The sequence below is a fragment of the Gordonia sp. NPDC003950 genome, assembly GCF_053605205.1.
This window is the reverse complement of the sequence record NZ_JBSGIT010000035.1, coordinates 1-25527: the sequence shown is the minus strand read 5'-3', so window position 1 is coordinate 25527 and position 25527 is coordinate 1. Positions and strand designations below refer to the sequence as shown.

General features: G+C 67.4%; 23 protein-coding genes. 6 read left to right on the top strand and 17 right to left on the bottom strand.

What is annotated here, in order from left to right; all coding sequences use genetic code 11:
- Positions 1-38: 38 nt before the first annotated feature.
- The 4 genes from ACWETB_RS22410 to moeA all read right to left on the bottom strand — a co-directional run bounded on the left by ACWETB_RS22410 (position 39) and on the right by moeA (position 5424).
- Positions 39-2360 carry an AAA family ATPase gene (locus ACWETB_RS22410; RefSeq protein ID WP_449742259.1) on the bottom strand — a complete coding sequence of 774 codons (2322 nt, stop codon included), beginning with the start codon at positions 2358-2360 and terminating at the stop codon, positions 39-41.
- Complete coding sequence (locus tag ACWETB_RS22405) at positions 2357-3346, bottom strand: CDP-alcohol phosphatidyltransferase family protein (protein ID WP_449742258.1); 990 nt, start codon at positions 3344-3346, stop codon at positions 2357-2359. Before ACWETB_RS22405 ends, ACWETB_RS22410 begins: the two co-directional genes overlap by 4 nt.
- Positions 3343-4068 carry a phosphatidylserine decarboxylase gene (locus tag ACWETB_RS22400; protein WP_449742257.1) on the bottom strand — a complete coding sequence of 242 codons (726 nt, stop codon included), beginning with the start codon at positions 4066-4068 and terminating at the stop codon, positions 3343-3345. The genes ACWETB_RS22405 and ACWETB_RS22400 overlap by 4 nt, the downstream gene beginning before the upstream one ends.
- A 117-nt stretch (positions 4069-4185) precedes the next feature.
- Positions 4186-5424 carry a molybdopterin molybdotransferase MoeA gene (gene moeA / locus ACWETB_RS22395; RefSeq protein WP_449742256.1) on the bottom strand — a complete coding sequence of 413 codons (1239 nt, stop codon included), beginning with the start codon at positions 5422-5424 and terminating at the stop codon, positions 4186-4188.
- 120 nt (positions 5425-5544) lie between these two features.
- On the opposite strand from moeA, the gene ACWETB_RS22390 reads away from it, so the two are divergent.
- Positions 5545-6342: an HAD-IIA family hydrolase gene (locus ACWETB_RS22390; protein WP_449742255.1), complete on the top strand. Its 798-nt coding sequence runs from the start codon at positions 5545-5547 to the stop codon at positions 6340-6342.
- Positions 6343-6363: 21 nt separating this feature from the next.
- Here the strand turns inward: ACWETB_RS22390 and ACWETB_RS22385 are convergent, their stop codons facing one another.
- From ACWETB_RS22385 to ACWETB_RS22365, 5 genes are all read right to left on the bottom strand, one after another.
- Positions 6364-6819 (bottom strand): SRPBCC family protein, encoded by a 456-nt coding sequence (locus tag ACWETB_RS22385; RefSeq protein WP_348805216.1) that lies wholly within the window; start codon positions 6817-6819, stop codon positions 6364-6366.
- Between the two features lie 132 nt (positions 6820-6951).
- Complete coding sequence (locus ACWETB_RS22380; RefSeq protein ID WP_449742254.1) at positions 6952-7383, bottom strand: DUF350 domain-containing protein; 432 nt, start codon at positions 7381-7383, stop codon at positions 6952-6954.
- 542 nt (positions 7384-7925) lie between these two features.
- Positions 7926-9038 (bottom strand): acyl-CoA dehydrogenase family protein, encoded by a 1113-nt coding sequence (locus tag ACWETB_RS22375; RefSeq protein WP_449742253.1) that lies wholly within the window; start codon positions 9036-9038, stop codon positions 7926-7928.
- A gap of 49 nt (positions 9039-9087) precedes the next feature.
- Positions 9088-10287 (bottom strand): acyl-CoA dehydrogenase family protein, encoded by a 1200-nt coding sequence (locus ACWETB_RS22370; RefSeq protein WP_449742252.1) that lies wholly within the window; start codon positions 10285-10287, stop codon positions 9088-9090.
- A complete protein-coding gene (locus tag ACWETB_RS22365; protein WP_452213733.1) occupies positions 10262-11560 on the bottom strand; it encodes an MFS transporter in 1299 nt (432 codons plus the stop codon). Before ACWETB_RS22365 ends, ACWETB_RS22370 begins: the two co-directional genes overlap by 26 nt.
- An 89-nt stretch (positions 11561-11649) precedes the next feature.
- Between ACWETB_RS22365 and ACWETB_RS22360 the strand changes: the two genes are divergently transcribed.
- On the top strand, positions 11650-12231 hold the full coding sequence (locus ACWETB_RS22360) for a TetR/AcrR family transcriptional regulator C-terminal ligand-binding domain-containing protein (RefSeq protein ID WP_449742250.1): 582 nt from the start codon (positions 11650-11652) through the stop codon (positions 12229-12231).
- A 43-nt stretch (positions 12232-12274) separates the two neighbouring features.
- Positions 12275-13690, top strand: coding sequence for an amidase (locus ACWETB_RS22355; protein ID WP_449742249.1), 1416 nt, complete (start codon positions 12275-12277; stop codon positions 13688-13690).
- 224 nt (positions 13691-13914) lie between these two features.
- Here the strand turns inward: ACWETB_RS22355 and ACWETB_RS22350 are convergent, their stop codons facing one another.
- The gene (locus tag ACWETB_RS22350; protein ID WP_449742248.1) at positions 13915-15171 is read right to left on the bottom strand and encodes a threonine/serine ThrE exporter family protein; all 1257 of its coding nucleotides are present in this window, start codon (positions 15169-15171) and stop codon (positions 13915-13917) included.
- A 360-nt stretch (positions 15172-15531) separates the two neighbouring features.
- Here ACWETB_RS22350 and ACWETB_RS22345 point away from each other — a divergent pair, with 360 nt between their 5' ends.
- Entirely contained in the window at positions 15532-16647 is a 1116-nt protein-coding gene (locus tag ACWETB_RS22345) for a linear amide C-N hydrolase (protein ID WP_452213730.1), read from the top strand.
- Positions 16648-16768: 121 nt separating this feature from the next.
- On the opposite strand, the gene ACWETB_RS22340 is transcribed toward ACWETB_RS22345, so the two are convergent.
- Positions 16769-18397, bottom strand: coding sequence for a solute symporter family protein (locus ACWETB_RS22340; protein ID WP_452213728.1), 1629 nt, complete (start codon positions 18395-18397; stop codon positions 16769-16771).
- A complete protein-coding gene (locus ACWETB_RS22335) occupies positions 18394-18783 on the bottom strand; it encodes a DUF485 domain-containing protein (protein ID WP_449742245.1) in 390 nt (129 codons plus the stop codon). The genes ACWETB_RS22340 and ACWETB_RS22335 overlap by 4 nt, the downstream gene beginning before the upstream one ends.
- A gap of 164 nt (positions 18784-18947) precedes the next feature.
- Here ACWETB_RS22335 and ACWETB_RS22330 point away from each other — a divergent pair, with 164 nt between their 5' ends.
- Positions 18948-19892 (top strand): dipeptidase, encoded by a 945-nt coding sequence (locus ACWETB_RS22330; RefSeq protein ID WP_452213726.1) that lies wholly within the window; start codon positions 18948-18950, stop codon positions 19890-19892.
- Between the two features lie 35 nt (positions 19893-19927).
- Here ACWETB_RS22330 and ACWETB_RS22325 read toward each other — a convergent pair whose 3' ends face one another.
- The 5 genes from ACWETB_RS22325 to ACWETB_RS22305 form a co-directional block, all read right to left on the bottom strand.
- Positions 19928-20227 (bottom strand): GlsB/YeaQ/YmgE family stress response membrane protein, encoded by a 300-nt coding sequence (locus tag ACWETB_RS22325; protein ID WP_348805203.1) that lies wholly within the window; start codon positions 20225-20227, stop codon positions 19928-19930.
- A gap of 127 nt (positions 20228-20354) precedes the next feature.
- A complete protein-coding gene (locus ACWETB_RS22320) occupies positions 20355-22094 on the bottom strand; it encodes a sodium/solute symporter (RefSeq protein WP_452213724.1) in 1740 nt (579 codons plus the stop codon).
- Positions 22091-22489 carry a hypothetical protein gene (locus tag ACWETB_RS22315; RefSeq protein ID WP_348805200.1) on the bottom strand — a complete coding sequence of 133 codons (399 nt, stop codon included), beginning with the start codon at positions 22487-22489 and terminating at the stop codon, positions 22091-22093. The genes ACWETB_RS22320 and ACWETB_RS22315 overlap by 4 nt, the downstream gene beginning before the upstream one ends.
- Complete coding sequence (locus tag ACWETB_RS22310; RefSeq protein WP_348805199.1) at positions 22486-23274, bottom strand: LytR/AlgR family response regulator transcription factor; 789 nt, start codon at positions 23272-23274, stop codon at positions 22486-22488. The genes ACWETB_RS22315 and ACWETB_RS22310 overlap by 4 nt, the downstream gene beginning before the upstream one ends.
- Positions 23275-23289: 15 nt before the next feature.
- The gene (locus tag ACWETB_RS22305) at positions 23290-24510 is read right to left on the bottom strand and encodes a sensor histidine kinase (RefSeq protein WP_452213721.1); all 1221 of its coding nucleotides are present in this window, start codon (positions 24508-24510) and stop codon (positions 23290-23292) included.
- Positions 24511-24660: 150 nt separating this feature from the next.
- Here ACWETB_RS22305 and lppU point away from each other — a divergent pair, with 150 nt between their 5' ends.
- Positions 24661-25212 (top strand): LppU family putative lipoprotein, encoded by a 552-nt coding sequence (lppU, locus tag ACWETB_RS22300; RefSeq protein ID WP_449742239.1) that lies wholly within the window; start codon positions 24661-24663, stop codon positions 25210-25212.
- Positions 25213-25527 lie beyond the last annotated feature (315 nt).

Genomic DNA, 25527 nt, shown 5'->3' with positions numbered 1-25527 from the left:
AAGAACATCATTCTTCCCCCACTTTTTGTTGGTCGGGATCAGGTGAGCCGACGCTCCGCGTACGCGCGGAGGTTCTCCACCTGCGCGGCATCCAGGGATGCGCGCACCCGGGTACGGGCGTCGGCGATGTCGTCGGCGGTGACGGTCGCGGCGTCGATGTTGCGCCGCATCGCTGAGAGGGCCGCCTCGCGCAGCAGCGCCGAGCAGTCGGCGGCCGAGTAGCCGTCGAGATCGGTGGCCAGGTGATCGAGATCGATGTCGTCGGCCAGCGGGACGTTGCGCCCCGAGGTCCGCAGGATGTCGGCGCGGGCGGCGGCATCGGGCGGCGGGACGAAGACCAGACGCTCGAGCCGGCCGGGGCGTAGTAACGCCGGATCGATCAGATCGGGCCGGTTGGTGGCGCCGAGCACGACCACATCGGTCAACGGTTCGACGCCGTCGAGTTCGGTGAGCAGGGCGGCGACGACGCGGTCGGAAACGCCGGAGTCGCTGGACTGCCCGCGCCGCGGGGCCAGCGCGTCGACCTCGTCGAGGAAGATCAGTGAGGGCGCGGATTCCCTTGCGCGAGAAAACAAATCGCGGACGGCGCGTTCGGACGAGCCGACCCACTTGTCCATCAGCTCGGCACCCTTGACGGTGTGCACCGACAATCTTCCCGACGCGGCGAGAGCACGCACCACGAAGGTCTTCCCGCAGCCCGGCGGGCCGAACAGCAGGACGCCGCGCGGCGGCTGCACGCCGAGCCGGGTGAAGGTGTCCGGGTGTTCGAGGGGCCAGAGCACCGCCTCGGTGAGCGCTTGTTTGGTCTCGGTCATGTCGCCGACGTCGTCGAGGGTGATCGACCCGAGTGACACCTCCGGCGATTCGCCGCGCGACACCGGCCGGATCACGCCCAGCGCCCCGGCGAGGTCGGCGTCGGTCAGCACGGGTGCCGACGATGCGGGCGTCGACGACGCGGCATCGGCGGTCACCCGCGCCGCGGCCCGCAATGCCGCCTCACGAGTCAGGGCGGCCAGGTCGCCGGCAACGAAACCCGGTGTGCGAGAAGCGATCGCCGAAAGGTCCAGCGCACCGTCGGTGGGTACGCCGGTCAGGATGGCGGCGAGCAGTTTGGCCCGGGTGGCGGCATCGGGCAGACCGATCGACAGTTCACGGTCGCACAACTGCGGATCGCGCAGCCGAATGTCGATCGCGGCAGGTTCGGCGCTTGTCGCGATGAGCGCGATTGTGCCCCCGCCGGTGTCCCCGCCGGCCGGATCGAGTGCGGTACGCAACGCGTCGAGGATCAGCGTCGATACCGGCTCCGGTTCGGCCGGCAACAGCGCATCGATGTCGGTGATGAGCAGAACACCGCCACCCGGACGCAGACCCGCGATCGCGTCGGTGACCGCACGGAGTCGGGCATTCGCCTCGAGCGCTCCGACCGTCGGACCGTCGACGACGGTCATCGGACGCCCGGCGACGACTGCCCGCACGACCGTAGCCTTGCCGACGCCGGCCGGACCGGTGAGCAGGACCCCGAGCCGCGGGATGGCGCCGAGCGTCCGCAGCACCTCCGGCTCGTCAAGGGTGATCCGCAACCATTCGGTGAGCTTGGCGACCTGGGCATCGACGCCGACCAGTTCGGCGACCGATCGCGCCGGCCGCGCCGCACTGACAGCGCTCTCACCCGCACTGACAGCGCTCTGTTCCACGTTGACAGCGCTCATTCCCACGTTGACAGCGCCCTGGCCCGCATTGACGGCGCCCTGTCCCGCACTGACAGCGCTCACTTCCGCATTGACAGCGCCCGGATTCCCGCCGACGGCGCCCACGGTCCACATCACCGCGGTGTTCGGCTGCACGCTCACCGGCGCGCCGGGCTCGGTGGAGGTGACGGTGAGCAGTTCATTGGTCCAGGTGATGCCCACCGACACCGCGAGGGCGCGGACCGCGTCGCCGGCGGTCAGCTCGGGACCGAGATCACGGGGTAGCAGGGAGACGGTGTCGCCGACGGAGAGCACCTTGCCGAGCAGTGCCCGTCGCAGGGTCGTCGGGTCGACGCCGTGGCTGGCCAGGGCCGATCCGCTGACGATGACCCGCGCGGCGGCCTGCACGACCACCGGGCCGATCACCACCTGTGCGTTCTCCCGCACACCGGCGTTGGAGAACGAGATGTCGTCGAGCAGGATGGCGCCGGTCGCCGCATCCGGTGCGGTGGCGCCGACGACGGCCGCGGTGACGCGCGCCCCGGTCAGACTCACGGCATCCCATTCGCGCAGGCCGAGGGCGGTCAGGACCTCCGGGTGGACGCGGACGATCCCGCGTCGGGCGTCGGCGGCCGACGGATTGAGCCGCGCGGTCAGGGTTAATTGGCTCATGACGGACGACGCCCCGAGTCGTCGGTGCGCGGTGGCCGGTGCAGGCCGAGTCGACCGTCGGACTTCTTCATCGCCTGCCGACGCCGCGGCATGACGCGTCGTCCGGAACCCTCCCGGGCCAGGGCTCGCCGTTCGGCGCGACGTTCCTTCGGCGCGGCGTCCCAGTGTTCGGGTCGCGAGGCGACCCAGCGTCGACTCCGCCAGGCGAACGGGATGTGCACGGCGTAGCCGACGATGGCGATCACCATCAGGACGTAGGGAAAGGTCAGCAGCAGGGCCGCGCCGATCGCCACCAGGAGTAGCAGGCCCGGCAGCGCCCGGGCCGACACCTTCGCCGCCTTCAGCGACGCTGTCGGGATGCGGCTCACCGCGAGGAAGGCCACCAGCATCAACCAGATCCCGACCGCGGCCAGCGACGTCCACCACCCCGTCCCGAACTGCTGCAGCAGTCCGACGGGCAGCAAGGCGCCGATCGCGGCGGCCGGCGCCGGCACCCCGACGAAGAAGTCGCGGGTGTAGGCGGGGGCGTCATCGTCGTCGAGCAGGGTGTTGAACCGGGCGAGACGCAGCACGATCGCGCAGCAGTAGATGAGGGCGAGCAGCCAGCCCAGGTCGGTGCCGTCGAGCAGCGCCAGATACACCAGGAATGCGGGCACCACGCCGAAGTTGATGACGTCGGCCAGCGAGTCGATCTCGGCGCCGATCTTCGTGGTCGCACCCATCAGGCGGGCGACCCGGCCGTCGATGCCGTCGAGTAACGCGGCCGCGACGAGCAGGCCCAGCGCGGCGTTGATGTTGCCGTTCATCGCGAACCGGATGGACGTCATCCCGGCGCAGATCGCCAGGATCGTCAGCGCCGACGGCACGAACATGCGCCCCGCGGCGGCCTGACGACGCAGCCGGGACTGCTCGGCCGGCGAGGTCCGACGACCCGCCACCCGCGTGGGCGGGCGTTGGGTGACGGGACGCTCCCGGTGCGGACTCATGCGCGGTCGCCACCCAGGGTGGCCAGCGCGGTCTCGGCGCCGATGGTGCGCTGGCCGAGCCGGACCTGCGGCACCGTTCCGGGTGGTAGGTAGACGTCGACGCGGGACCCGAAACGGATCAAACCGTACGTCGCGCCGACCGACAGCGAATCACCCGCCGACGGCTCGCAGACGATGCGACGGGCGAGCAGGCCGGCGATCTGGACGACGGCGATGTCGTCGCCGGTTGCGTCGGCGCGCAGTGTCATGGTGGTGCGTTCGTTCACCGAACTGGCGTCGGGCAGGTCGGCGGAGACGAACCGTCCCGGCGTATGCGTCACCGACGTGACCGTTCCGGACACCGGAACCCGCTGCACGTGCACGTCGAAGAGTGACAGGAACACCGACACCCGCGGCCGTGGTGTGTCACCGAGGCCGGCCTCGGCGGGTGGGACCGCCTCGTCGACGAGGCTGACCGTGCCGTCGGCGGGGGCCGCGACGACTGCCGGATCGGTGGGTGGCACCCGGGCGGGGTGCCGGAAGAACGCGGCACACGCCCCGGCGGTGAGGGCGGCCGGCACCCGGATCCAGCGGTGTCTGCGGCCGACGACGGCGAGGCCGGATGCGGCGGCGACGAAGGGCAGACCGGCGGGATGGACCGGGGGAATGGTCTCTTTGGCCAGGGTGAGCAGATGTGCAGGTGACAGGCCGTCTGGTGCGTCCGGCCGCGGGCGCCTCGCCACAGTCAACCTCTCCGATGTCGGGGGATGCGCACTCCGATGGTGCGCCCGTACAGCTTAGAGCCCCCGGTCGCGAAGGGACTGCCGGGACCGTCCGCCCGTCCGCTACCCACCCGCCGACTACCGCAGTCGGATGACGTCGACCTCGTCGCCCGCTGAGAGCGTCACGGTGTCGGCGTCGATGTCGACGAGGGCCTCGGCACGCGCCAGGTTGCTCAGGTGATGCGACGCCGGGGGGCCCGCGGGGGAGATCCACGGGCCGTCGGGGTGGCGGACGAACAGTCCGCGCTGGAACTGGCGTTTGCCCGGCGGTGACGTGAGGTCGGTGGTGATCTTCGCGCGCAGACGTTCCCGGCGCCGGTGCAGTCCCATCGCCGCACGCAGCGGATCGCGGATGAAGATCTCGAAGGACACCAGCGAACTCACCGGGTTGCCCGGCACGGTGACGATCGGCACCGCACGCCCGTCGGGTGCACGAAAGTGGCCGCAGCCCTGCGGCATTCCCGGTTGCATCGCCACCTTCGCGAACTCCACGCCACCGGTGGCGGTGAGGGCCTCCTTGACGACCTCGAACGCACCCGCGCTGACGCCGCCGGAGGTGATGATGAGGTCGGCGTCGGCGGCGATGTCGGCCAGCCGGCGGAGGAACTGGGCGGGGTCGTCGGGCACGAAGTGCACGTGCCGCGCGATGGCCCCGGCCTCGATGGCCGCCGCCGTCAGCATCGCGCCGTTGGATTCGTAGATCTGGCCGGGCAGCAGCGGCTGCCCCGGCGCCACCAGTTCGGAACCGGTCGAGAGCACCGCCACCCGCTGTCTGTGAAAGACACGGACCTCGGTGATGCCGAGGCCGCAGAGCAGACCGATCTGCGCGGCACCGATCTCGGTGCCCCTGGCCAGCGCGGGGCTGCCGGCGGCGATGTCGGAACCGGCGAGCCGGATGTGTTTGCCGAGCGGAACGCCGGCGGTGATCGTCACCGTGTCGGGCAGGTCGGCGTCGCCGGTGAAATCGGCCGTCGTCGACTCGACGGGTACCACCGCGTCGGCGCCGGCCGGCATCGGAGCGCCGGTCATGATGCGTGCGGAGGTGCCCGGTGCCAGTGGGGGTGGGTCGGTGCGTCCAGCCGGGATGTCGGCGGCCACCGGCAGGATGGCCGGGTGCTCGGAGCTCGCCTCGGCGACCTCGGCGGCCCGGACCGCGAATCCGTCCATCGCGGAATTGTCGAAGCCGGGCAGCGAGATCGGCGCGTCGATCGGTTCGGCCGTGACCAGGCCCAGCGCGTCGGTGACGGCGACGGTGACCGGTTCCGGCGGACCGAACAGGTCGGCGACGATCTGCTGATGGACATTCACCGGGCGCATCGCCCCAGCATGCCATCGCCCCGGCATGCCATCGCCCCACCGGGCCGTCGTCGGTGCACACCGAGGGAACTGGGGGCGTCGAGCTCTGCGGGCATCGGCGACCGATACTAGATTTGGTCTATGAGTCTCGGGTTGCTGCTGGACATCGACGGCGTGATGGTCACGTCATGGGAGGCGCTGCCGGGTGCCGTCGATGCGGTGCGCTCCCTGGCCGACCGGCAGATCCCACGAATGTTTTTGACCAACACCACGTCTCGTTCGCGTGGGGATATCGCCGACGCCCTCGCGCAGGCGGGATTCGAGGTGGCACCCGAGGAGATCCTCACCGCCGCGAAGCTCACCGCGGAATATCTGGCGCAGACCTACCCCGGCAAGAAGGCGTGGGTGCTCAACGAGGGGCCGATCGCCGACGACATGACCGGGGTTCCCCTCACCGACGACCCGTCGCAGGCGCAGGTCGTCGTCCTCGGTGGGGCGGGCCCCGTGTTCACCCACGAGGCGCTGTCGACGGTGTTGGAGATGCTGCTCGCCGGGGTGCCGGTGATCGCGATGCATCGGTCGATGATCTGGTCGACGGCGTCGGGCCTGTCCATCGACACCGGCGTCTACCTCGAGGGGCTGGAGAAGGCCGCCGGCCGCAAGATCCGCGCGATCGGCAAACCGTCCCCGTTGGGTTTCCGGGCGGCCGTCGAGGTGATGAATCTGGAACCGACGCAGGTGGTGATGGTCGGCGACGACATGCACAACGACGTGCTCGGCGCGCAGGCCTCGGCACTGATCGGGGTACTGGTGCGGACCGGGAAGTTCCGGGAGGAGGCCCTCGCCGCCCTGCAGCGCGACGAGTTCGGCCCGGTGCCCGACTACGTCATCGACTCGATCGCCGACCTACCCGCACTGATCGACAAGCTCGACGGTTGAGCCGGGTACGCTCGACGCCTCCTATGCCTCCGCGGCCTTCTTGATCTTGCCGAGGGTCTCGGCCATCCCCAGCTTGAGCTCTTCCTCGAACGACTCGGTGCCGCCCATGAGCTTGTCGACGAGCACCGACGACACCTTGGTGGTCGTCCCGCCGGGCGCCTCACGGCGTTCGGTCAACGTGACACCGGCGTCGGTGGGAGTGATGGTGTAGCTCCACACGGTGTGGTTCTCCGCCACCCGGAAACCGATCTCCTGATTCGGGGCGAACCGCACGACCTTGGACGTGGTCGGCCACACCAGCGGTCCGCGACGGTTGATGTTGATGGTCTTGGTGCCGAGTTCCACCGGGCCGCGGATGATCATCTTCACGCACTGCGGGCTCCACTCACCCATGCGCTTGAGGTCGGAGATCACCGTCCAGACCGCCTCCGGGGAGGCGTTGATGTCGATGGACTCCTCGATGAGTGGTGCAGCCACGGTTCGGTTCCCCTTGTGTTGATCGGTTCGTGTGAATCGGTCGATGACGTCGTGATCGGTTGAAAGACCCCGACGGGTGACGTCGGATATGGGCGACCCTAGGCCACCTATTGAGCAACCGTCAATAAGCGGTCAGGCGAGCAGCGTGGCCGCGATGACCGCGCCGATCCCCACGAACACCGCCGCGGTCACCCAGATCGCCGGGTGATCCCGGGAATCGTCGAGCAGGATGGTGCCGAGTTTGCCCGGGGTCAACCAGTCGATGAGGACGAACGACCACATCATCACCGCGATCGCGACCACCGCGTACGCGATGGTGTAGAGGAGGCCGCGCCACAACTCCAGGAAGGCCGTGTCGAACACCGACCCCACCAGCACCAGCGACAGGCCGATCACCATCGACACCGTCATGATCATCGCGTTGCGATTGTGCTCGACCCACACCAACTGCCGGAGTCGTCCCGGCGTGACGAGGTCGAGAGCGGCGAAGCCGAGGATCAGCAGCGCGATGCCGACCAGCGAGAACGACGCCGCCTGGGCCAGATTGTCCCGCAAGATCTCCACCCGAACTCCTGTCGTCACCGATCGTCGAGGCCCGTCCGTCACCGGCCGGGTCAGAAGAAACCCTAGCGACAATGGTGTCCCGGGCGTCGGGTTTGGCACCCACGACATGCGGTCGCCGACGAGGTCGGCACGATCACGCTGGGCCAAACCCTGGTCACCGCGATCTGTTCGGGGCCTACTGGGCGGGATCGTCGTGGGAATCGAGTGGCGCAGGAGGTGTCCGGGATGGGCTGGTTGGCACGACTACTGGAGAACGAGCATCGCCGGCTGCTGGACGGTGTCGCGGGACTGTGCCCCGAGTCGGTGGGTGCCACCGCCCTATGTGCGGACACCCCGTGTGTCGACACCGTGAGTGCGAATCCCGTGAGTGCGAACGCCGTGACCCCACCCGCCGTGACCCCACCCGCCCCGTCGAGTGGGCGCCCTTTCCCGTCGAGTGTGCGCTGATTTCCGTCGGGTGTGCGCCAGGCAAGTACCGCCCCGACCACCCGCCGTGTGCGGCGGTTGATCGGGGCGGTGGCGTTCTCGCGTTCAGCGAGTTGTCAGAGCAGTCCGACGAGGTCGTAGCTGCCCACGTTCTTCGACAGCGCCCGGAGGTGATCGTTGGCGTCGCCGAGCGTGTGGCTGATCGCGGTCAACCGGGACAGGTAGTGACCCACCGGGTACTCGGCGGTCATGCCGATGCCGCCGTGCATCTGCACCGCTTCCTGCCCGACGTGTCGCAGCGAACGGCAGATCTGCAGCTTCGCGCGTGAGGCGACGATCGGGTCGGCGACGCCGTCGGCGAGCGCGGTGGTCGCGTACAGGCTCATGCTGCGGGCGAGTTCGAGCGAGACGTACACGTCGGCGGCCCGATGGTCGAGGGCCTGGAACGTCGACAGGGTCACGCCGAACTGCTTGCGCGTCTTGAGGTAGTCGACGGTGAGGTCCAGGGCGCGCTCCATCGCGCCGACGGCCTCGGCGCAGAGGGCGGTCTGGATACCCACCTCGACGTCGCTGAGCAGGGCGCTGGCATCACCCGAGCCGAGCCGCGTGGCCGGTGCGTCGGTGAAGGTGATCTGCGCACCGCGTCGACGATCGCTGGTGCGGTAGGCGACGCGGTCCACGCCGTCGGCGTCGGCGTTGACGAGGTAGAGGCCGAGCTCGCCGTTCTCGCGCGCCGAAACGATAAGCTTGTCGGCGCAATCACCGTGGGGGACAAGCGCCTTGGTTCCGGTGAGCTTGCCGTCGGCGACGGTCGCATCCACCGCGGCGGCCGGCCAGCGATCGCCGGACTCGTGGTGGGCGAAGGCCATCAGCAACTCGCCGGATGCCAGCCCGCCGAGAAGCTCGGCGCGCAGCTCGCCCTCGGCGGTGGCGACGATCAGCGAGCTGGGCACGAGTACCGAATCCAGGTACGGCTCGGGCGCATTGGCGCGACCGATCTCGCCCATGACGCTGGCGAACTCCACCGGACCGGCGCCCGCGCCGTCGTCCTCCTCGGGGATCGTCAGACCCAGGATGCCGATGTCGGCCAACGACTTCCAGACATCGCGGCTCCAGCCGAGTTCGGTGTCGGTGACCTTGCGCAGCGTCTCCACGTCGTAGGTCTTGGTCAGGACGTCGCGGACGGTGTCGCGCAACATCGTTTGTTCTTCGGAAAGTTCGAAATCCATGAAAAATTCCTCGGTTGTCGAGAGGTGTTGGGGCAGAAGGGGATCGGGGCTACAGGCCGAGGACGGCCTTGTCGATGATCTGCCGCTGAACCTCCGACGAACCGCCGTAGATGGTCACCTTGCGGTAGTTCAGGTACGTCGGCACCGACAGCTGCGCCCACTCCGGGGCAAGGATGTCGGCGGAACCGTTGGCGGAGCCGGATTCGATCGCGGACACCGGCAGCGACTGGGGGCCGGCGATGTCGGCGATCAGCTCCATCGCCTCCTGCTGCAGTTGGCTACCGCGCAGCTTGAGCAGCGACGACGCCGGATTCGGCTTGCCGTCTGCGGAGGACGCCACCACCCGCAGCTGCGTGAGTTCCAGCGCGAGCAACTCGTTTTCGAGTTCGGCCAGACGTGCGGCCAACAGCGGATCCTCGAGCAGCGGGGTGCCGTCGGCGGCGGTCACCTCCCGTGCGAGTTCCTTGGCGCGGGCGAGCTTGGTGCGGGTGTAGCCGACGCGGGCGATGCCGTTGCGCTCGTTGCCGAGCAGGAACTTGGCCTGTGTCCAGCCCTGATTCTCCTCGCCCACAAGGTTTTCCACCGGAACGCGGACATCGTTGAAGAACACCTCGTTGACCTCGAAGCCGCCGTCGATCAGCTGGATCGGGCGGAGTTCGACGCCCGGGGTGTCCATCGGGAACAGCAGCATCGAGATGCCGGCCTGCTTCTTGACGTCCGGGTCGGTGCGCACCAGGCAGAAGATCCAGTCGGCGAACTGGCCCAGCGTCGTCCAGGTCTTCTGGCCGTTGACGACGTAGTGATCGCCGTCGCGTACCGCCCGGGTCTTCAGAGATGCGAGATCCGAGCCCGCTTCCGGTTCGGAGAAGCCCTGGCACCACCAGATATCGAGGTTGGCGGTCTTGGCCAGGAAACGTTCCTTCATCTCCGGGGAGCCGAACTGTGCGATGACCGGCCCGATCATGCCCGCGTTGAACGGCAGCATGTCCGGCACCGACGCCAGGCTCATCTCCTCGCGGTAGATGTGGTGCTGGATCGGGGTCCAATCCTGGCCGCCCCACTCCGTCGGCCAGTGCGGCACCGCATACCCGGCCTCGTTGAGGATGCGGGTGGTGGTGACGACGTCCTCGGGGTAGTTCAGCTTTCCGGCGGCGCTGCGCTCACGAATGTCCTTGGGGACCTGGGTCGTGAAAAACGTCCGGAGCTCCTCGCGGAATGCTTCCTCACTTGAACTGTATTTCAGGTGCATGCCTACCTTCATACTCTTCGAGGTTGCGGGGCAAAACCCGGGATCGCGAATCGGTCGGCTCCGGCGCCGACAATGAGACAATTCCGGCACGCCGTCGCGCCCGCCGCGACAGCACGGCCCCGACGATCGCGACCAGCAGAACGTAGATGACGTAGCCGACGACGGTCTCCTGGAGTCCGACGTGACTGACGACGAGTCCCGCGATCACGGCCGGGCCGCTGAAGGCGAGGTAGCTGACGATGAAGACGGCCGAGAACACCTGTCCGCGCTGCGGCGGTGGGGTGGCGGCGCTGATCGAGTCGAGCGCACCGAGGAAGGTCGCCGCGAAGCCGGTGCCGGCGATCAGCGAGCCCGCCACATAGAACGGCAGCGCCGAGGTGAGCACCCCGACCAGCGAGATCACCGCGCCGGCGGCCAGGGCCGGGTAACCGTAGGCCAGTTTGGTCGCGGCGTCGCGTCCGATGAGGGCCAGCGAGGTGAGTGCGCCGGCGGCGAAGAAGGTGAACAGCAGGGCGCCCGCCTCGGCGTGATTGTCGATGCCGAAGACCTTCGCGATCACCGACGACCCCAGCGAGAGGTAGAGCCCACCCATCGACCACGTCGCGACGAAGGCGGGCAGGGCGCCCCAGAAGAGATGGCGGATCTCACTGGGAACCGACGCCTGCGGGGCCAGGGTGGCGAGCATGTGTCGGCGTGAGGTGAATCCGATGCGCGACGATGTCTCGGGCACGACCAGCAGCGCGACGAGCAGTACGGCGTAGATGCCCAGGGTGATCTCGTAGACCAGGAATCGCGGTTGCGGCGCGTACTGGACGAGGACACCGGCGATCGCGACCCCGGCGGCCAGGCCGATGGTCGGGGCCGCCCCGGTGATCGCCGAGCCGAGGCGCGCACTGGGCTGCAGGTCGACGACGGTGGCGGTCAGCGTGCCGATCGCGGCCCCGGTGGCCAGGCCCTGCAGAGCGCGAGCTGCGATCAGGATGCCGACGCCGTCGGCGGCCAGGAACAGCACCATGCTGGCGATCAGCAGGACCAGGGCCGCGGCCAGTACCGGTCGGCGGCCGATGTGATCGGAGAGCGATCCCACCGACAGCAGGCTGATCAGCATCGTCACCACGTAGATCGCGAACACCCCGGTCAGGGTGAACGACGAGAAGCCCCAGAGCTGCTGGTAGACCGGGTACAAGGGCGACGGGGCGGCGGAGGCGAATAGGACCATCACCACGGTCGCGGCGATCACCCAGAATGCGCGGTGCGGATGTAGACGCGACATCGAACCTCCAAAAGCAAAGTGGTTTGCGTTAGGGCCAACCTAGCTGGACGTGGACCTCTAAAGCAACGCGATTTGCAATAATCGATTCCATGAGTGCGGTAACAGCTGACAACACCGAGGTCACGGCGGGTCGCCGACCCGGTGGACGCAGTGCGCGGGTGCAACACGCGGTGTACGACGCGGTCGGCCAACTCGTCGCCCGCGGTGAACGCGAGAGCATGACGATCCCGCAGGTCGCCGACCTCGCCGGGGTCAACCCGACCAGCATCTATCGACGCTGGGGATCGATCACCGCCCTCCTCGAGGAAGTTGCGGTGGCCGCGCTCACCCAGGGCGAGGCGCTGCCGGACACCGGCACGCTGGCCGGGGATCTGGCCGAGTGGGCGCGCATCATCGGCGCCGACATCTCGCGGCCGTCGCGTCGCGCCTACCTGCGCGCGATGGTCACCGCGCGCGACGACCTCATCGACGAATGCCCGTGCTGGGAGATCCGCCGCGGTCAGGCCGCCGAGATGGTCGGGCGGGCTTCCGGCCGCCTCGAGGCCACACCGTCGGTGGAGCAGATCCTCGACCACATCATCGCGCCGCTCTATCACCACGCGGTCTTCGCCAAACACATCGACGACGAGTTCGCCACCCGCCTGGCCGCCGATGTCATGCGAATGGTCTGATCCTGACGAATCCGGTGCCCGGGACGTACTAGGCTCGGCGCGCATGAGGCATGTGCACGCGTTCGGTGACGACGCGCTGGGGGAATGGGACGCGGTCGGCGTCGCCGAGGCGATCACGCGACGCGACATCTCGGCCGCCGAGGCGGTCGAGGCGGCCCTCGCCCGGATCGACGCGGTCAACCCGACGCTCAACGCGGTCGCGGTGGACGACCGCGAGCGCGCCCGCAAGCGCGCCGTCGACGGCGGGTATTGCGGCGGCTCGTTCGCCGGGGTGCCCTCGATCATCAAGAACAACACACTGTTCGCCGGAATCCCGACGACGCACGGTTCGGCCGCGGTACCCGAGCGGGTGGCCACGAAGAACGAACCCTTCACCGATCAGTTGCTGTCCACCGGCGTGAACATCGTCGGCGCCTCGACCCTGCCGGCCTTCGGGCTGACCGCGACCACCGAATTCGTCGACCGCGAGCCCACCCGCAATCCCTGGGACACCGATTACTCCTGTGGCGCGTCGTCGGGTGGGTCGGCGGCGTTGGTGGCGGCCGGGGCGCTGCCGATCGCGCACGCCAATGACGGTGGCGGGTCGATCCGTATCCCGGCCGCGGCCTGCGGGCTCGTCGGACTCAAACCCACCCGCGATCGCGTCGTCGCCTCGCCCGAGGGGAAGTCGATGCCGATCGACCTGATCTCCAACGGTATCGTCAGCCGCACCGTCCGGGATACCGCACGCTTCCTCGCCGATGCCGAGACCTTCAGCCCGGCAAAGGGATTGCCGCTGGTGGGTCGCGTCGACGGGCCGTCGGAGCGGCGCCTGCGGATCGCGATGCTCACCGAACCGCTGACCGGGCAACTCCTCGACGACGACACCCAGGCCGGGTTGACCGCCACCGCCGAACTTCTCGAAAGTCTGGGTCACCGAACGGAATTCGTGCCGGTCCCGGTGGACCGTTCGTATATCACTGAGTTCACCTCGTATTGGGCGATGCTCGCGTTCGGTATCGATCACTTCGGCAAGCGGATGATCGACAAAGGCTTCGACCGTTCGCAACTCGATCCGTTCACTCGCGGGCTATCGCGGATGTATCTGCGTCGGATGTGGCGCACACCCGCTGTGATCCGCGGCCTCAAACGATCCACGGTTCAACTCCGCGAGACCTTTTCGCGTTTCGACGCGGTGCTCTCGCCGACGCTGGCGCACACCACGCCGAAGATCGGTTACCTCGATCCGGGGGTGGATTTCGACGAGGCCTTCGATCGGCTGACCCGGTACGTGGCCTTCACTCCGGCCAACAACACGTCGGGCACCCCGGGAATCAGCCTGCCGCTGGCGCAGACGTCGGACGCTTTGCCGCTGGGCATGCACTTCTCGGCCGATCTCGGTGACGAACGGACGTTGCTGGAACTCGCCTACGAACTCGAGGCCGCTCGGCCGTTCGCACGCATTCAGGACGCGGGCTGAGGCATTCCTCGGCCTGCAGGCCCGGGAGGCAGCCGGTGAGCTGTCCGGTCCCGTTGTGCCGCCGGTGATTCCGCTCGCACAGTGGGCGGCCCGCACCGGCCGTCGCGGTTGCCGGGGTGGTGGCGTCCTCCGGGATACCGAAGCCGAGATCGTGGGGGCGACATGACGGACAACGATCAGGGTCTCCCAGAGAATTGGGTCTGATTCCCCGTCCGGCGATCCCGCTACGGCCGTGGCCGCCACGAGTTCAGCAGCCGGATCACCAGGGGTGCCAGAACGGTGGCGATCATCATGCAGATGGCCATACTCAGCAGGGACAGGGCGGCATTCGTCCCGAGACCGGAGAGTTCGTGATCTTCGGTGATGACTCCGCTGATCGCGACGAAACCCATCGATCCCGGAACCATCAACCAGAACGGCGGCAGGTACATCACCAGCGTGCTCGGATGTCCCTTTGCGCGGTCGCTGACGACCCAGGCGACAAGCAGCGTGACGCCCAACGCGATACCGCCGGCGAACGCGGGCAGCATGACCAGCCGTGTCACGTTGTTGAGCCAGAAGGTTCCGAATGTCAACCCGATGGTCCACACCCACAACCGTTGGGGCGTACAGAAATACAGGATGTTGCCGACCGCGAACACCGGTCCGGCGAGCCACAGCACCCACGACGGCGCCTGTTCACTTGTCAGATCTTGCAGGTGAACGGACGTCAGGCCGGCGACGTCGAGGGCCAACGCGAATCCGAATGCCATCGACAGCAGCACGATCAGCGCGGAGACCAGGCGGGTCGAGCCGGCGATCATGTCGCCGGTGGTGAGTTCGATCAGTGCCGTGGTGAGTGCCGCTCCGGGAATCAGTGTCACCACCGGGATGACGGCGAGTCGCACCGGGTCGTCGAATCCGCCGTGCACCGACCACAGTGCAATGGGCAATGCGGCCAGAAACGTCAACAGGACGGGCATCAGGGCGGCGATCGCCGGTTTGGTGCCACTCCACAACAGCACCGCCGCAATCGGAATCGACAGGACGACGGCAGCGACCGACGCCAACGGGCTCATCCGGAAACACATGGCGAACCCCAACGCCATGAGCATGTAGCCCGCAATCCGGGCCAAGGGATGAATCGGTGGCGGGGCATCGGCGATCGCGCGCAGCTTGTGGAGCGCATCGGGAACCGGAATCGGTTCCCGCCGGAGCCGGTGCACCAGCGTCTCGGTGTCCGCGATCTGGTCGAATCGGTAGGGCGTACTGCTGTTCGCCATCGCCGCCCGACCCCGTTGACGATCGAGCGCGATGATGTAGGTCGCGAAGACCTCGGTCGTCGCGTCGTAGTCGTACGTCGTGCAGATCTCGTGAAGAACCTGCTGTGTGAGGGGAACCGGGTACGACGAACTGTTGAGCGCCTCACCGACCTCGGTGATGAGGGACAGCATGTCGTCCGGATCTGCCGATTCGGGCCGCTTCACTGCGTCATCTGACATGCCTGCACCTCACAGCGAGTCTCGATTACCATGCGGACCAACCGATGTGGTCGGACTGCCGACACAGCTCGGATCAACCTACACCGGGGTGACCGGCGCTTCGATGCGGAAGCCACCGCGCGAGAGCGGATCTGTTCGACGCCACCTGATGAGATCCATCGTCGCGTCATCGCCGACAGCTGACGATGACTTGTAGAGGAACCGTGGCCGTCACGGGTGATTTCCGGAAACATTGGCACGGAATCGCTCGGATCGTGTCCCGAATCATCGGTGTCGCCCGCGGTAAACCTATTGCTGCGATGTTCTCTCGCATTGAGATAATGTTCTCGGCAGAATCGTCGACAACGAAAAGAGAATTCTGTGTGCACGCGTGTGATGTGGCCGGACGCCAACGGATCTGTCATCGTCGGCCGGAACATGGACTTCCATCAGGATCTCCACACCAACCTCTGGAAGCTCCCGCGCGGTGTCAAACGCAATGATCGCGTCGAGGGCAAGCTGAAGTGGACCTCGAAATACGGCAGTGTGATTGCCGGCGTATACGACATCCTGTCGACCGATGGGGTGAATGAGAAAGGGCTGGCGGGTCACATTCTGTGGCTCGCCGAGTCGGAGTACGGCACCCCGGATCCGAATCGTCCGCAACTGGCGATGTCGGTGTGGCTGCAGTACTACCTCGACAACTTCGCCACGGTTGCCGAGGCCGTGCGGTGGACCCAGGACAATGATCCGCAAGTGATTCCGATGGCGGATCCGACCGGCGGTAGCAACCCGGCGATTCATCTGGCTCTCGACGATGCCACCGGCGATTCGGCGATCTTCGAGTACATCGACGGCAAGCTCGACGTGTACCACAGCCGGGACTACTGGGTGATGACCAATTCGCCCACCTACGACAAGCAGTTGGAGCTCGTCAAGAAGTTCGAGGGTCTGGGCGGCTCGGAAGCGCTCCCCGGTACCTGCGACGCGGCCGACCGTTTCGCTCGTGCGTCGTACTACGTAAACCATCAGCCGCAGCCCACCTCGCGGCTGCAGGCCACCGCCGCGATGGGCAGCATCATACGCAATGCGGCACAACCGTTCCGCACCGCGGACCCGGGCAAGCCCGATGCGTCACAGACGTTGTGGCAGGTCGTCATCGACCTGACCAACCCGCGCTACATCTTCGAGTCCACGACCCGCCCGAACACCGTGTGGGTCGACCTGAAGGATCTCGACTTCAGCGAGGGATCGGGAGACGCAAAGCTCGACCTCGTCAACGGTCTCGAGGTCGAGCAGGGACTGTCGGGCAACGTCGGCCACAAGTTCAAGCATCACAAGTTCCACATCGTCTCCATCGAGCAGGCCAAGCTGATCGGGGAGCTGGTGGAGAAGGCCAAGAAGGGCCTCGACGCCACGAAGCCCATCGAGCAGCGCGTCAAGGACATTCAGGACAAGGTCGACGCGAAGCTCGCGGAGTTCGTCGACGCGACCTGAGGTCACACTCCCGATAACACATTCTGCAACAACGTAATTGGGTCCTGTCAGAGAACCTGGGTGGTGTGCCACCCAGCTTCTCCAACAGGACCCAAGTTCTCCTCCGGAGATTATCGGGACGTCAGTGCGCGACCGCCTCCTCGGCACCGATGCCGGTCAGCGAACGCACCTCCATCTCGGCATTGCGTTCCGGGGTACCGCGATCGTTCGGCGCGGTCAGGGTGCCGATGATGCCGAGCGCGAACGCGAGCGGGATCGACACGATGCCGGGGTTCTCCAGCGGGAACCAGGCGAAGTCTGCGCCGGGGATCATCGATGTGGCCTTGCCGGAGACGGCGGGGGAGAACACGATCAGCAGCAGCGTCGAGCTGAGGCCACCGTAGATGCTCCACAGGGCTCCGCGAGTGTTGAATCGCTTCCAGTACAGCGAGTACACGATGGTCGGCAGGTTGGCTGCGGCGGCGATCGCGAAGGCCAGCGCCACCAGGAAGGCGACGTTCTGGCCGTTGGCCAGGATGCCGAGGACGATACCCAGCACGCCGAGAGTGATTGCGGCGTAACGGGACACACGCACCTGATCGTCCTCGCTCACCTTGCCGCGCTTGATGACGCTGGCATAGATGTCGTGGGCGAAGCTCGCCGACGCGGTGATGGTGAGGCCGGCGACCACCGCGAGGATCGTCGCGAAGGCGACCGCGGAGATGATGCCGAGTAGCACGGTGCCGCCGAGTTCGAAGGCCAGCAGCGGTGCCGCCGAGTTCTCCTTGCCGGCCGCGGCGAGGATGCGGTCCGGGCCGACGATGGCCGCGGCGCCGTAGCCGAGGATCAGGGTGAACAGGTAGAACGCGCCGATCAGAGCGATGGCCCAGACCACCGAGCGCCGAGCCTCTTTCGCGGTCGGGACGGTATAGAAGCGCATCAACACGTGCGGCAGACCGGCGGTGCCGAGCACGAGCGCGATGGCCAGCGAGATGAAGTTGATCTGCGACTCCAACGATCCGCCGTACTTGGCGCCGGGTGCGAGAACGTCACGGGCGGCGACCTTCTCACTCGACGACCCCGCGATCGCCTGCTGCGCACTGCCGAGGATGTCGGAGACGTTGAGCCCGAACTTGGCGAGCACCATCACCGTCATGAACGCCGCGCCGGCGATCAGCAGGACGGCCTTGATGATCTGCACCCAGGTGGTGCCCTTCATACCGCCGACGAGGACGTAGACGATCATCAGCGCGCCGACGACGGCGATCACCAGCGACTGGCCGGCCCGCGACTCGATGTCGAGCAGCAGGGCGACAAGACCGCCGGCACCGGCCATCTGGGCCAGCAGGTAGAACAGCGACACTGCCAGGGTCGAGATGGCCGCGGCCAGGCGCACCGGACGCTGCTTGAGCCGGAAGCTCAGCACGTCGGCCATGGTGAATTTGCCGGTGTTGCGTAGCAATTCGGCCACCAGCAGCAGGGCGACGAGCCAGGCCACCAGGAAGCCGATGGAGTAGAGGAAGCCGTCGTACCCGTACACCGCGATGGCGCCGGCGATACCGAGGAAACTCGCGGCCGATAGGTAGTCACCGGCGATGGCGACACCGTTCTGCGGACCGGAGAAGGCGCGGCCACCGGTGAAGTAGTCGGCAGCAGAGGAGTTGTTACGGCTCGCCCGGATGACGACGAACATGGTGATGGCGACGAACGCCACGAAGATCGCGATGTTGGCGACCGGATTGCCGACGGCCGCGGCTGCAGCGGAAGTCATCGTTCGATCTCACTTTCCATCTTGTCGCGCAGCGCGGCGGCCTGCGGATCGAGTTCGCGGTTGGCGAAGCGTACGTAGAGCCCGGTGATGAGGAACGTCGTGACGAACTGCAGCAGACCGAGGATGAGACCGACGTTGATGTTGCCCCACACCGGCGTCGCCATGAAGTCGTGCGCGAAGGCGCCGAGGGCCACATAGAGCGCATACCAGATCAGGAAGAACGCGGTCATCGGGAAGACGAAGCGGCGCAGGGTCCGCTTGAGGTTCTGGAACTCGGGGCTGGCTTGCATGGCGATGAACTGCTCGCCGGACGGGTGCAGCTGATGATGTTCGTGCGGTGGATGGCCGGGCGGCTGGGCCGACGCGGGTTGATCGACAGTGGACAAGATGTCCCTCCCAACTGTGATGGTCGATGCATCACAGAGTGGGTGAGGTCGACATCACACACAACGGGGTGGCATGGGTCACACGACGAAGCCGTTCATCTATGCGGTGGGCGGTCGGTGCGTGCCGATGAACGGTCGGGGAGATTGCGTGTACTACTGGCACCATGACCCTGCTCTGGGACCAGCACGCCTGCCTGCCGCTGCAGCCCGACGCCGACGTCGATCCCCTGACACGGTTCGCGCGGCCCGGCCCGACGTATGTCTCGGTCAACGTCGGGTACTCACCGCAAACCTGCGCCGATTCCATGCGTCTGCTGAACCGTTTTCGCGCCGGAATCGAGGCGCACCCGCGGCTGCGGCTGGCCGGCGGGGTCGACGACATCACGGCCGGCGACCCCACCCGGATCGCGATCGCCTTCGATCTCGAGGACTCCCACCCGCTCGACGGCAACCTCGACAACGTGGCCGCCTTCACCGCACTCGGCGTACGCACCATGTTGCCCAGCTACAACCACGCCAACCGGGCCGGCTGCGGATGTCTCGACACCGACGACACCGGACTCACCGGCTGGGGGCGGGAGCTGGTCGCCGAGATGAACGCCGCGGGCATGGTGCCCGACGGTTCACACTGCAGCGCCCGCACCGGCCTGGACATGTGCGAGGTGTCCACCAAGCCGGTGATCTACAGCCACTCCTGCATGCGCGCCGTCTGGGAGCATCCGCGCAACATCACCGACGATCAGGCGCGCGCGTGTGCGGCCACCGGCGGGGTCGTCGGGATCACCGGCGTCGGAATCTTCCTGGGCCCCAATACTCCGTCGATCGAGGCGATGATCCGCCACCTCGAGTACGCCGTCGAACTCGTCGGCATCGATCACGTCGGCGTCAGCACGGATCACTCCTTCGACGCCGCGGACTTCCTCGACGAGATCCGCAGCCATCCGGAGGCCTTCGACGAGTCGTACACGCGCTGGGGTCCCATCGAGTGGATGGCGCCGGAGATCTTCGTGACGCTCGGGGACCATCTGCGTGCGCGCGGCTGGGCCGACGCCGACGTCATCGCGGTGCTCGGCGGCAACTTCGCGCGTGTGGCCGCGGTCAGCTGGTGAGGGTGAGTTGGTGAGGGTCAGCTGGTGACTCTCGCTTACCGCTTCTGGACCAGACCCACGATCCACAGCAGGATCACCGAGCCGAGAATGGCGGTGAACAGGGTGAACCACCATCCGCCACCCGCGGTGTCGAGGAAGAAGCTCAGCAGAAAACCGCCGATCAGCGCGCCGACGATGCCGATGACGATGTTCATCAGGAGTCCGGAGCCGCCGCCCTTGACGATCTTGCCGGCGATCCAGCCGGCGATGGCGCCGATGAAGATGTAGCTGATCCACCCCACATTGGTCAGGGTGGTCGATCGGGCGAGAATCTCGGTGGCGGCCAAGGTGATCATGGTGAACTCCCGTCGGTGGGCGGTCAGGCGAACCTCTCGACCGTAGCCCGTCGACACCGATCTATCGAGGTGTATCCGCGATGACGCATGCGTGGTTCACGACGGAAGCGGCTGCCATGCCCCGGGTTCAGCGCTCGCCCGGGACGCGTTCGACACCCATGCCGAGCCGTTCGGGTACGTGCATGCGGGCGAAGATGCGGGACAGGTCGCCGGGCACGCGGCGTCGCGTGCCGAGGCTGACCAACACCATCGTGGCGAAGGCCAACGGCACGGTGACCGCGGCCGGATAGCCGATGATCACCGCGGGCCACCCGCCGAGAGCCTCGTCGTCGATAACCCCGGCGATCGCCAAAGATGTTGCGGTTCCCGAGGACACGCCGCCGATCACCATGCCGCAGATCGCGCCCATCGGAGTCAGCCCACGCCACCAGATACCCAGGATGAGCAGAGGACAGAGAGTGGATGCGGCCACCGCGAACACCAGGCCGACGGTTCGCGACAGTTCCAATGACGCGGTCGCCAGGGACAACACGATGGGTAGCGTCCCGCCGATCACCGCCGCGATACGGAAGTCGCGGATCCGGCCGGACAGCACGTCGGTGGATACCGCGCCGGCGACGCTGACGAGCAGCCCTGACGAGGTCGCCAGGAAGGCCGCGATCGCACCCGCGGCGACGAGTGCGGCGAGGAGTTGTCCGGCGAGTCCACCGACCGCCGCCGACGGCAACAGCAACACTGCCGCGTCGGCGGTCCCGGTGATCAGCAGCTGCGGCACGTAGAGCCGCGCGAACACACCCAGCAGGAGGGGAAACAGGTAGAACAATCCGAGCAGCGCGATCACGGTGAGTGCGGTGCGACGGGCCGAGCGGCCGTCGGGATTGGTGTAGAAGCGCACCAGCACGTGCGGCAATCCCATCGTGCCGAGGAACGTCGCGATGATGATCGAATACACCTGGAACAGTGGATGTTCGCCGCCCAGACCGCCACCGGTGGACAGCCACGCCGCCCCCGTCGTCGGCGCCCCGGCGACCACCGGGGTGGCGGCACCGGCGTCGAGGTGAATGGTGGTGCCCGACCGCAGGGTGTACTCACCGGGGGCCGGGAATCGGCCGTCGTGCATCTCGTGGCCGTCGACGACGCCGCTGACCCGCACGCCCGCGACCGCGGGCACCGCGACGACGGTGTCGGTGGTGACGTCCACGGTGGTAGCGACGTCGACCCGCGGTGGTGCGGGTTCGCCGACGGCGTGGCGATCGCCGAGGAACACGATCACCAGGGCGAGTGCGGGAACGCCGATCGCGGTGAGTTTCAGCCAGTACTGGAAGGCCTGCACAAAGGTGATCGAACGCATGCCGCCGCCGACCACGTTGACGATGACGATCACGCCGACCGCCACCGCACCCACCCACACCGGCACACCGAGCAGGATGTTCAATGTCAGTCCGGCGCCCTGGAATTGGGGGATCAGGTACAACACGCAGATCACCACCACGACGATCATCGCGGTCTGGCGGGCCGGGCGGGACGCGAGCCGGAACTCGGCGAAGTCCGGCACGGTGTAGGCGCCGGACCGGCGCAGCGGCGCGGCGACGAACAACAGCACGCCGAGGTAGCCGGCGGTGAAGCCCACCGGATACCACAGGGCGTCGGCGCCATATTTGGCGACGAGTCCCGCCACACCGAGAAAGGATGCCGCCGAGAGGTATTCGCCGGAGATCGCGGCCGCGTTCCAGCGTGATCCGACACTGCGGGAGGCCACCAGGAAATCGGAGGTGGTGCGGGCGAACCGGCCGCCGTAGGCGCCGATGACGATGGTGGCCAGTGCCGCGACCACCAGGGCGGTCGCGGTCAGCACCGACTCACTCATCGTCGGCCATCGGTGGCCTCGGAGGTACGGGTGTCGTCGTCGACGACGCCCATGAAGTCGCTTTCGGCCTGCTCGGCCAGCCGCACGTAGAGGCGTCCGAAACCGTAGAGGACCGGATACAGTGCGACGCCGAGCACCAGCCACGACAGTCTGATGCCGAACACGTCGAAATCGGCGAGACTGGGTAAGATGATGCCCAGCAACGGGATCAGCGCGATCAGTGCGACGATGCTGACGCCGAGGCGTAGGGCCAGCCCCAGTTGTGCGCGCATCAGTCCGCGCACGAGGGCGTCGCCGACCTCGGTCTGCTCATGGACCTCCACGCGGGTGCGGACGATCCGGGCGCCGCGGCGTTGTGCGAGGACCACCCGCTCGCGGTGCGGTGGGCCAATCATTGCTCGTCCCCGGATCGGTACGCGCGCATGGGGTCCCGGATCAGTCGGTCCTTGAGTTCACGAACCTGCCTGCGGCTCACCGGGAGTTCGGCAGCGTCGGCGGATCCGTTGGCGCGCACACACACCACCGTCGTCGAGCCGGCCGACCGCAGGCCGGTCACCATCGGCAACGCCACCAGGTACGAACGGTGGATGCGGGCGAAACCCTTGTCCTGCCAGCGTGATTCCAGTGTGCTCAGCGGGATGCGGACCAGGTGCGCTCCGGTGGCCGAATGCAGTCGTGCGTAGTCGCCGACCGCCTCCACCCAGGAGATCGAGTCGCGACGCACCAGCGAGGTCACCCCACCGAGTTCGACGGGGATGACGTCATCGTCGCGCCCGGACTCCGGCTCCGCGTCGCGGTGTCCGGCGACCGCGGCCTCCACCCGTTCGATGGCCTGCCGTAATCGCTCATCGCGCAAGGGTTTCAGCAGGTAGTCGAGGGCGCCGACGTCGAAGGCGTCGACGGCGCGATCGTCGTGGGCGGTGACGAACACGATCGCCGGCGGATCGCTCAGTTTGCCCAGGACGGTGGCCAGTTCGATGCCGGACAGTCCCGGCATGTTGATGTCGAGGAAGACGGCGTCGATGGTGTAGTCGTTGAGGGTGCGCAACGCCTGGGTGGCATCGGAGGCCGAGCGCACCTCGCCGATGCCCGGTTCCCGGGAGAGCAGGTACACCAGTTCGTCGAGGGCGGGCCGCTCGTCGTCGACGGCCAGAACGCTCAGGGGCACGGCGAATCCCATCTCATTGCTGCTTCATCACACCTGCACGCCGGCACGGAACTTCGGGACGCGCATACCGACCTTGGTTCCGGCGCCGATGCCGGTATCGACCACTAGACCGTAGTCGTTGCCGAACGCCGCCCGCAGCCGATGATCGACATTGGTGAGCCCCACGTGGGCGCCCGCGGATTCGCCGCGTTCCCGAGCGGACGGTCCGGGCGGATCGAGCGCGTCGATCTCACCCGACCGCAACAGTTCCGGGTCCATTCCGACACCGTCGTCTTCGACGGTGATCACACAGTCGGCGCCCTCGTCGCGGGCGATGATCGTGATGGTGCCGCCGCCTTTGCCTGCCAGTCCGTGCCGGACCGCGTTCTCCACGAGTGGCTGCAGGGCCAGGAACGGTACGACGACGCCGAGGACCTCCGGCGCCACCTGTAACCGCACGTCCAGGGCGGTGCCGAAGCGGGCCCGCTCCAACGTCAGGTAGCGGTCGATGTTGCGCAGTTCGTCCGACAGCAGGGTGTACTCGCCGGCGGCACGGAACGAGTAGCGGGTGAAGTCTGCGAACTCGATGATGAGTTCCCGGGCGCGGTCCGGGTCGGTCCGCACGAACGAGGCGATCGTGTTGAGCGCGTTGTAGATGAAGTGCGGACTGATCTGGGCGCGCAGCGCGAGGACCTCGGCGCGGTCCAGGCGGGTGCGTGACGCGTCGAGTTCGGCCAATTCCACCTGATCGGCGACGTAGCGGGCGACCTCGGCGATGGCGCCGAGCTTGCCGGGGGTGGGGTGGTCGACGGTGACGACGACCAGCGCACCGGCACCCACGTCGTCGGCGACCAAGGGTTGGGCGATGAGCGTCCGTACTGGTGACTCGGGGCCGGACGGGTCGTTCACCAGGACGCGGCGCTGGTCGGTCAGAGCGGACGTGGCCGCCGTGTCCGCGGCCGCGATCAGCAGCTCATCCCACGTGACGATGTCGGTGACGTCATGGGCGAGCAGTGAGGGTTCGGCGTCGTAGAGCGCGATGCCGTCGGCGGCGGTCAGGGAACGCAGCGGCGGGAGGGCATCCCGCGCGGCGTCGGCGGTGAGACCGCCGCGCAGCGACCGAGCCGCCAGCGACGCGGTGTGCAATGCCGTGTGCACGGCTCGTTCGGTGGGGGTGGCGACGACCCGGCGGGTCCGGACCAGCACGATCAGCCCGGCGACGACGGCCACCGCGACGATGGCGAGCGCGATCGCCAGACCGCTAGACATGGCAACTCCCGGATGTCTTCCTCACAGGTGTCATTGTCGCGCGTTCGAATAGCCCGGTATGAGTCGAATGGGGGATGTGTCGTAGCGTTCTGGGGACATGTCGGGGGCCGGGGAAGCGGCCCATGGATGCGGAGGTGGGAAGTGCGCAGGATGTCGGCGCGAGTCATCGGTGGAATCGGGGCAGGGTTGCTGGCTGCAGCGACCCTGACCGGGTGTGGAGCACTGCCGTTCGGCGACTCGTCGACCGTGTCGTCGGTGACGGAGAGTCAGGACGGTGGCGGTGACGTCGACTTCGACGCGAACATCGGCGACTGCGTCTACCTGTCCGGCACGACGTTGGACGCCGACATCGATCACGCGACCTGTGGGCAGGACCCGGCGAACTACGTCGTGGTGGCCAAGGCTCCGAACAAGGAGGCCTGCCCGTCCGACGTCGACCAGACCTACTACGTCACCCGCGGCTCGACGCAGACCGGTGCGCTGTGCCTCGACACCGACTGGACGGTCGGCGAGTGCATGACCGTGCCGAGCTACGGCGACCCTGCGCACGTCGAATGCACGTCCTCCGACTCGGACGCGCTGCGCGTCCTCGAGATCGTCCCCGGTACCACCGACGACAGTCAGTGCCCGGACGCGACGACCAACTACTACACCTACGATGAGCGCCAGAAGGTCGTCTGCGTGGAGAAGTTGCAGGGCTGACGGGCTTCGCTCGACCAGCGGTTGGTGACCTCCCGCTGGTCGAGGTCGAGGCCACCTCCGCTAACCGGGAGCGAAACCAGGCCACCCCCAACCGAACCCAACGTTGAGGAGGCGGATAGTTCTCGTACCCAGTAGATTCGGCACCGATCAGTTTTGTCGTACCCCCTCGATATACTTGCGTCAGTTCAGTTGATGCGTCCGATCAAGGGGGTGAACATCTTGGCCGACACCACAATTCGCACGACTACCGCGCCGGAACTGTCGATGACCGCCGCCGACGCCGCCATGATCGATCACCTCCCCGCCGAGCAGGCC